The 5135-nt window shown below is 48.7% G+C and carries 1 tRNA gene and 3 rRNA genes; all 4 read left to right on the forward strand.

Features of this window, described 5'->3' with window-relative positions:
* Positions 1–192: 192 nt before the first annotated feature.
* A 16S ribosomal RNA gene (locus JKP71_RS09440) occupies positions 193–1739 on the forward strand.
* Positions 1740–1830: 91 nt separating this feature from the next.
* A tRNA-Ala gene (locus JKP71_RS09445) sits at positions 1831–1903 on the forward strand.
* A gap of 133 nt (positions 1904–2036) precedes the next feature.
* Positions 2037–4937 (forward strand): 23S ribosomal RNA (locus tag JKP71_RS09450).
* Between the two features lie 82 nt (positions 4938–5019).
* Positions 5020–5135 (forward strand): 5S ribosomal RNA (gene rrf / locus JKP71_RS09455).
* Together the 16S, 23S and 5S rRNA genes with 1 tRNA gene alongside form the textbook arrangement of a ribosomal RNA operon.

Genomic DNA, 5135 nt, shown 5'->3' on the forward strand with positions numbered 1-5135 from the left:
CACAGTTTATTCTTGACAAGGGGAGTTAGGTTTGATAGAATATAATAGTTGTCGCGAGAGACGAGGGTCTTGAAGCGAGCTAGACCATTGAAAACTGAATAAAGAAGAATGACTCATGTGATGTAGCAATACATCAAAAATCTGTCAATCAATAATGAAAGACAAGCCAGTCACTTCGGTGACTTAAATACTTTATTTGAGAGTTTGATCCTGGCTCAGGACGAACGCTGGCGGCGTGCCTAATACATGCAAGTTGAGCGCTGAAGATTGGTACTTGTACCGATTGGATGAGCAGCGAACGGGTGAGTAACGCGTGGGGAATCTGCCTTTGAGCGGGGGACAACATTTGGAAACGAATGCTAATACCGCATAATAGCTTTAAACATAAGTTTTAAGTTTGAAAGATGCAATTGCATCACTCAAAGATGATCCCGCGTTGTATTAGCTAGTTGGTGAGGTAAAGGCTCACCAAGGCGATGATACATAGCCGACCTGAGAGGGTGATCGGCCACATTGGGACTGAGACACGGCCCAAACTCCTACGGGAGGCAGCAGTAGGGAATCTTCGGCAATGGACGAAAGTCTGACCGAGCAACGCCGCGTGAGTGAAGAAGGTTTTCGGATCGTAAAACTCTGTTGTTAGAGAAGAACGACGAGGAGAGTGGAAAGCTCCTTGTGTGACGGTATCTAACCAGAAAGGGACGGCTAACTACGTGCCAGCAGCCGCGGTAATACGTAGGTCCCGAGCGTTGTCCGGATTTATTGGGCGTAAAGCGAGCGCAGGTGGTTTATTAAGTCTGGTGTAAAAGGCAGTGGCTCAACCATTGTATGCATTGGAAACTGGTAGACTTGAGTGCAGGAGAGGAGAGTGGAATTCCATGTGTAGCGGTGAAATGCGTAGATATATGGAGGAACACCGGTGGCGAAAGCGGCTCTCTGGCCTGTAACTGACACTGAGGCTCGAAAGCGTGGGGAGCAAACAGGATTAGATACCCTGGTAGTCCACGCCGTAAACGATGAGTGCTAGATGTAGGGAGCTATAAGTTCTCTGTATCGCAGCTAACGCAATAAGCACTCCGCCTGGGGAGTACGACCGCAAGGTTGAAACTCAAAGGAATTGACGGGGGCCCGCACAAGCGGTGGAGCATGTGGTTTAATTCGAAGCAACGCGAAGAACCTTACCAGGTCTTGACATACTCGTGCTATTCCTAGAGATAGGAAGTTCCTTCGGGACACGGGATACAGGTGGTGCATGGTTGTCGTCAGCTCGTGTCGTGAGATGTTGGGTTAAGTCCCGCAACGAGCGCAACCCCTATTGTTAGTTGCCATCATTAAGTTGGGCACTCTAACGAGACTGCCGGTGATAAACCGGAGGAAGGTGGGGATGACGTCAAATCATCATGCCCCTTATGACCTGGGCTACACACGTGCTACAATGGATGGTACAACGAGTCGCGAGACAGTGATGTTTAGCTAATCTCTTAAAACCATTCTCAGTTCGGATTGTAGGCTGCAACTCGCCTACATGAAGTCGGAATCGCTAGTAATCGCGGATCAGCACGCCGCGGTGAATACGTTCCCGGGCCTTGTACACACCGCCCGTCACACCACGGGAGTTGGGAGTACCCGAAGTTGGTTGCCTAACCGCAAGGAGGGCGCTACCTAAGGTAAGACCGATGACTGGGGTGAAGTCGTAACAAGGTAGCCGTATCGGAAGGTGCGGCTGGATCACCTCCTTTCTAAGGAATATATACAAGAGTGAGCATTCAACTTTATTCAGTTTTGAGGGGTTTAGTAAAAAACCTACACAAGAATCAACTTCTTGATTGTGGGGCCTTAGCTCAGCTGGGAGAGCGCCTGCTTTGCACGCAGGAGGTCAGCGGTTCGATCCCGCTAGGCTCCATTGAAACGAAAGTTTCAAACTTGAACATTGAAAACTAAATAACAATATCTAATAACGATAAATAAACCGAAAAGCTGTGAATTTTAAAGAATTTACAAACTTATACTTGAAAAACGATGATTTAAATCATCATGGCAAAGTTAATAAGGGCGCACGGTGGATGCCTTGGCACTAAGAGCCGATGAAGGACGTGACTAACGACGATATTCTAGGGGGAGCAGTAAGTACGCATTGATCCCTAGGTTTCCGAATGGGGAAACCCAGCTGCTACTAGCAGTTATCCGTAAGTGAATACATAGCTTACGTGAAGGTAACGCAGAGAACTGAAACATCTAAGTACCTGCAGGAAGAGAAAGTAAAAACGATTTCGTAAGTAGCGGCGAGCGAACGCGAAGAAGGGCAAACCAAGAAGCTTGCTTCTTGGGGTTGTAGGACTGCAACGTGGACTTAAGCATTATAGTCGAATAACCTGGGAAGGTTAATCAAAGAGGGTAATAATCCCGTAGACGAAATAGCGCTTATACCTAGCAGTATCCTGAGTAGGGCTGGACACGCGAAATCCAGTTTGAATCCGGGAGGACCATCTCCCAACCCTAAATACTCCTTAGTGACCGATAGTGAACCAGTACCGTGAGGGAAAGGTGAAAAGAACCCCGAGAGGGGAGTGAAATAGCACCTGAAACCGTGTGCCTACAAGAAGTTCGAGCCCGTTAATGGGTGAGAGCGTGCCTTTTGTAGAATGAACCGGCGAGTTACGTTATGATGCGAGGTTAAGTTGAAGAGACGGAGCCGTAGGGAAACCGAGTCTGAATAGGGCGACTTAGTATCATGATGTAGACCCGAAACCTAGTGACCTATCCATGAGCAGGGTGAAGGTGTGGTAAGACGCACTGGAGGCCCGAACCAGGACACGTTGAAAAGTGTTTGGATGACTTGTGGATAGCGGAGAAATTCCAAACGAACTGGGAGATAGCTGGTTCTCTCCGAAATAGCTTTAGGGCTAGCGTCGAAATGTAAGTGTATTGGAGGTAGAGCACTGTTTGGGTGAGGGGTCCATCTCGGATTACCAATCTCAGATAAACTCCGAATGCTAATACACATGTTCGGCAGTCAGACTGCGAGTGCTAAGATCCGTAGTCGAAAGGGAAACAGCCCAGACCAACAGCTAAGGTCCCAAAATATATGTTAAGTGGAAAAGGATGTGGGGTTGCACAGACAACTAGGATGTTAGCTCAGAAGCAGCTATCATTCAAAGAGTGCGTAATAGCTCACTAGTCGAGTGACCCTGCGCCGAAAATGTACCGGGGCTAAACATATTACCGAAGCTTTGGATTGATATTTTATCAATGGTAGGAGAGCGTTCTTAACCGCGATGAAGGTATACCGTGAGGAGTGCTGGAGCGTTAAGAAGTGAGAATGCCGGTATGAGTAGCGCAAGATAAGTGAGAATCTTATCCACCGTAAGACTAAGGTTTCCAGGGGAAGGCTCGTCCGCCCTGGGTTAGTCGGGACCTAAGGCGAGGCCGAAAGGCGTAGTCGATGGACAACTGGTTGATATTCCAGTACTAGATATGATCGTGATGGAGGGACGCAGTAGGCTAACGGATGCCAGTTAATGGATTCTGGTCTAAGCAGTGAGGTGTGAGATGTGTCAAATGCATTTCTCTTTAACATTGAGCTGTGATGGGGAAGCAACTACGGTTGCGAACTCCGTGATGTCACACTGCCAAGAAAAGCTTCTAGCGTAAAGTCATATCTACCCGTACCGCAAACCGACACAGGTAGTCGAGGCGAGTAGCCTCAGGTGATCGAGAGAACTCTCGTTAAGGAACTCGGCAAAATAGCCCCGTAACTTCGGGAGAAGGGGTGCTGGTGTAAAAGCCAGCCGCAGTGAATAGGCCCAAGCAACTGTTTATCAAAAACACAGCTCTCTGCTAAACCGCAAGGTGATGTATAGGGGGTGACGCCTGCCCGGTGCTGGAAGGTTAAGAGGAGTGCTTAGACGTAAGTCGAAGGTATGAATTGAAGCCCCAGTAAACGGCGGCCGTAACTATAACGGTCCTAAGGTAGCGAAATTCCTTGTCGGGTAAGTTCCGACCCGCACGAAAGGCGTAATGATTTGGGCACTGTCTCAACGAGAGACTCGGTGAAATTTTAGTACCTGTGAAGATGCAGGTTACCCGCGACAGGACGGAAAGACCCCATGGAGCTTTACTGTAGTTTGATATTGAGTACCTGTAAGTCATGTACAGGATAGGTAGGAGCCATTGAAATAGGGACGCTAGTTTCTATTGAGGCGTTGTTGGGATACTACCCTTGACTTATGGTTACTCTAACCCGCTGGCATAATCGGCCAGGGAGACAGTGTCTGACGGACAGTTTGACTGGGGCGGTCGCCTCCTAAAGAGTAACGGAGGCGCTCAAAGGTTGGCTCAGATTGGTTGGAAATCAATCGTAGAGTGTAAAGGTAAAAGCCAGCTTGACTGCGAGAGCTACAACTCGAGCAGGTAGGAAACTAGGACTTAGTGATCCGGTGGTACCGCATGGAAGGGCCATCGCTCAACGGATAAAAGCTACCCTGGGGATAACAGGCTTATCTCCCCCAAGAGTTCACATCGACGGGGAGGTTTGGCACCTCGATGTCGGCTCGTCGCATCCTGGGGCTGTAGTCGGTCCCAAGGGTTGGGCTGTTCGCCCATTAAAGCGGCACGCGAGCTGGGTTCAGAACGTCGTGAGACAGTTCGGTCCCTATCCGTCGCGGGCGTAGGTAATTTGAGAGGATCTGTCCTTAGTACGAGAGGACCGGGATGGACTTACCGCTGGTGTACCAGTTGTTCCGCCAGGAGCACGGCTGGATAGCTATGTAGGGAAGGGATAAGCGCTGAAAGCATCTAAGTGCGAAGCCCACCTCAAGATGAGATTACCCATTCGTAAGAATTAAGAGCCCAGAGAGATGATCTGGTAGATAGGCTGGAAGTGGGAGCGTTGCGAGACGTGGAGCGGACCAGTACTAATCGCTCGAGGACTTTACCAAAGAGTCAAATATAAAATGCTTAAGGTTTATGAGTTAGAAGAATTGTTATTTAGTTTTGAATGTTCAAGGTAACATTTAATGATTTGGTCATCATTGCGATGGAGATACACCTGTTCCCATGTCGAACACAGAAGTTAAGTCCATCTACGGCGGAAGTACTTGGGGGTTGCCCCCTGGGAGATAGGCGAGTGGCCAAGT

Source organism: Lactococcus taiwanensis (assembly GCF_014905395.1).
GTDB classification, from domain to species: domain Bacteria; phylum Bacillota; class Bacilli; order Lactobacillales; family Streptococcaceae; genus Lactococcus; species Lactococcus taiwanensis.